The sequence below is a fragment of the Gelidibacter japonicus genome (assembly GCF_010725055.1).
In the GTDB taxonomy this organism is placed as follows: domain Bacteria; phylum Bacteroidota; class Bacteroidia; order Flavobacteriales; family Flavobacteriaceae; genus Gelidibacter; species Gelidibacter japonicus.
In genome coordinates, this window is the sequence record NZ_BJKB01000042.1 from 1 (window position 1) to 3,377 (window position 3,377).

Annotated in this window: 3 protein-coding genes and 1 tRNA gene; all 4 read left to right on the forward strand. The window is 40.1% G+C overall.

Features of this window, described 5'->3' with window-relative positions:
* Positions 1-142 precede the first annotated feature (142 nt).
* The 4 genes from G6N06_RS19490 to merA all read left to right on the forward strand — a co-directional run bounded on the left by G6N06_RS19490 (position 143) and on the right by merA (position 3,120).
* Positions 143-232 (forward strand) — tRNA-OTHER (locus tag G6N06_RS19490).
* Positions 233-440: 208 nt separating this feature from the next.
* Positions 441-818 (forward strand): ArsR/SmtB family transcription factor, encoded by a 378-nt coding sequence (locus G6N06_RS19495; protein WP_058699658.1) that lies wholly within the window; start codon positions 441-443, stop codon positions 816-818.
* Positions 815-1,420 carry a mercuric transport protein MerTP gene (gene merTP, locus G6N06_RS19500; protein WP_163518371.1) on the forward strand — a complete coding sequence of 202 codons (606 nt, stop codon included), beginning with the start codon at positions 815-817 and terminating at the stop codon, positions 1,418-1,420. Before G6N06_RS19495 ends, merTP begins: the two co-directional genes overlap by 4 nt.
* Positions 1,421-1,467: 47 nt before the next feature.
* Positions 1,468-3,120, forward strand: coding sequence for a mercury(II) reductase (gene merA / locus G6N06_RS19505; protein WP_073178051.1), 1,653 nt, complete (start codon positions 1,468-1,470; stop codon positions 3,118-3,120).
* Positions 3,121-3,377 lie beyond the last annotated feature (257 nt).

Genomic DNA, 3,377 nt, shown 5'->3' on the forward strand with positions numbered 1-3,377 from the left:
TCACGGACAACACCCTTGCGACTTACTAATGCTTCCAGACGTTACTCCAGCGCATAAGGGACTTGCACCCTCTAAATTAATACCTTACTTTGCAGTAAGGTAAAGATGCCCATACTGGGCACACACAATGGCTATACGTAATGCGGGGTTTAGTGGTAATTTGAAAGTAACAGCATTTAATAAAATTTACTGCATGCTGAAAGGTTTGTGGGTTCAAATCCCGCACTCCGCATAGCCGGGCCGTTGTGCGTCACCCTAAAACCCACCGCACATTTAGCACATTTGGTTTTTGCCGACACAAAAGCCAACCCTAAAAAAACCAAAAGAGCTAAATCACCCACCGCTGACAAAAGACTTGTTGGAAACTTTATTTAAGAATTTGCTTAAATAAGAAAACTATTTGTATCTATGTTGCGTTATTAATCCTAAACAAGAAAATTATGGAAAACAACCAATCGTGTATCAGAGTGTTTGCCGACAAGGTTCAAATAGACAATTGTAGAGAAATACTTCAAACCAACGACAAGGCATTCACCCAACTGAGTGGACTTTTAGCATTGGCAGGAAACGAAGTAAGATTGAAAATCTTATTTCTATTAGAAGAAGAAAACGAATTATGCCCTTGCGACCTTTCAGACATTCTCGGAATGAGCATCCCTGCGGTTTCGCAACACCTCAGAAAGCTAAAAGACGGAAACGTCATTGAAGGAAGAAGAGAAGGGCAAACCATTTTCTACTCTTTAAAACAAGAGCAATTGACTTTACTTCGCCCATTTTTTAAGCATATCATTAACAATTCAAAAAAGGAAACAGTATGAACAAGAAAAACAACAAACTTGTCGGAGCGGGAGTTCTTTCGGCAGTAGCAGCATCACTTTGCTGCATAACACCTGTATTGGCTCTTATTTCAGGAGCTTCAGGAGTGGCATCTACCTTTTCGTGGATGGAACCAGCAAGACCTTATCTTATCGGTATCACCGTTTTGGTATTGGGCTTTGCTTGGTATCAGAAACTCAAACCACAAACAGCCGAAGAAATCCAATGTGATTGCGAAGAAGACGAAAAGAAACCGTTTATGCAGACAAAAACATTTTTGGGAATTGTAACCGTTTTTGCAGCCTTGATGCTTGCATTTCCAAAATACGCACACATTTTCTATCCTTCAAACGACAATAAGGAAGTGGTAATCGTCAATGCCTCTGACATTCAAGCGGTAACTTTTGATGTAAAAGGAATGACTTGCAATGGATGTGCTTCACACGTAGAAAATGACGTGAACAAATTGCCAGGTATTATTAAGGTAGATGCGATTTATGAAGAAGCGACTGCCAAAGTAGAATTTGACCAAACCAAAGTGAGTTTAGCTCAAATTGAAGAAGCAATCAACGGCACAGGTTACAAAGTGGTTGGCAAGAAATAGTATTTTTTTGCCTTTTGTATTTAAGTATTTAATTAAATAATTACAAAATGAATAAAGAAACCGTAAAATTTGACATCACAGGTATGACCTGCGACCATTGTGCCACAGGAATTGAAAAACTGCTTACCAAAAAAGAAGGCGTAAAAGAAGCCAATGTGAGCTATTCAAAAGCCACTTGTGAATGTTCTTTTGACCCTGCCAAAACAAGCAAAGAAGAAATCATCAGCACCATCAACGGTACGAAAAATTATCGTGTAAAAGGTGAAATCCCTGATAATGGAAACAGTGGAAATAATCAATTTGATTTAATTATTATCGGTGGCGGTTCGGCTGCATTTTCGGCAGCTATCAAAGCGGAAAGTTTAGGTCTATCGACTTTAATGGTAAACGGTGGGTTGGACTTTGGCGGGACTTGCGTCAATGTGGGTTGTGTACCTTCTAAAAATCTTATTCGTGCGGGTGAAACGGCTTATCACGCTACACATTCCAACTTTGAAGGCATCAAACCAAAAGGCGCTGACATTGATTTTGCGCAAATCATTAAGGATAAGAAAAAATTGGTAGCCACACTTCAAGAAAAAAAATATATGGATGTTGTAAGCGATTTTGAAAACTTGACTATGCTAAAAGGTTGGGCAACTTTCAAAGACAATAAAATCATTGAAGTTGACGGCAAGGAATACAAAGCAATCAAATTTTTAATCGTAACGGGAGCTACTACCAATATTCCGACTATTGAAGGATTGGACAAAATTGACTACTTGACCAATGTTTCTCTTTTCGACTTGGAAGAAAAACCCAAAAGCCTGACCATTATGGGAGCAGGTTATATAGGTTTGGAAATTGCAATGGCGTACAATCGTTTAGGCGTAAAAGTCCGCATTATTGAATTTACAGACCGTGTATTGCGAACACAAACACCTGACATCAGCGAAGCATTGGAAATCCAAATGCGAAAAGAAGGCATTGAAATATTACCCAATTTCAGAGCCGTGAAATTCGAGAAGAACGGAAACGAAACGATAATTCATTGCAAATGCCCTGATGGTTCATTTACGCAAATTGTAGAGAAAGGAAAGGTAGTAATTGCCACAGGAACAAAACCCCATACAAGTCAATTGGGATTAGATAACATTGGTTTGAAACTCACCCAAAGTGGTCATATTGCAGTAAATGAGAAGATGGAGACCAATCTATCCAACATTTACGCAGCAGGAGACGTAGCTAACACCCCCGCATTTGTTTATACAGCAGCCTTTGAAGGTAAAATTGCCGTTGAAAATGCTTTCTCAGGAACAGAAAACAAAGCCGATTATTCTTCTTTACCTTGGGTGGTTTTTACTGACCCACAAATTGCAGGTGCAGGTTTGGACGAAGCACAGGCAGAATCCAAAGGCATTCCGTTTGAAGTTTCAAAATTGGAATTGAAAGACGTACCGAGAGCCATTGCAGCAAATGACACAAGGGGATTTATCAAACTTATTCGCAACACCGAAACGGATAAATTGATAGGTGCAAGAGTAGTCGCACCCGAAGGTGGAGAGCTTATCCAACAATTAAGTATGGCAATCAAATACGGAATAACTGTAAAAGACTTGGCAGACAGTTTTTACCCTTATTTGACTTTGGGAGAAGGCATCAAATTAGCAGCAATAACTTTCGGAAAAGACGTATCGAAATTAAGTTGCTGTGCAAGTTAATCCGACACAAAGGCACACACTCTTGCAAGTCGCACCAGCCTACTCTTGACCAAAACTTGCAAGAGAGAGTGCCTTCCCTACCCTAAAAAATCCTACCTTTGAAAATTGACTAAACCGACTAAAAATAAAGGGCGAACGCACAATCGAGTAGACGGGTGACGACCTACCGGTCGCCACTGCGCCTCTCACACCACCGTACGTACGGGTCTCGTATACGGCGGTTCGCAAAAAGATGGGTTGAGTTCTAAGTAAACATC

Coding starts and splice junctions, on each gene's coding strand:
- G6N06_RS19495 (WP_058699658.1), top strand. CDS start 441: ATGGAAAACAACCAATCGTGTATCAGAGTGTTTGCCGACAAGGTTCAA.
- merTP (WP_163518371.1), top strand. CDS start 815: ATGAACAAGAAAAACAACAAACTTGTCGGAGCGGGAGTTCTTTCGGCA.
- merA (WP_073178051.1), top strand. CDS start 1,468: ATGAATAAAGAAACCGTAAAATTTGACATCACAGGTATGACCTGCGAC.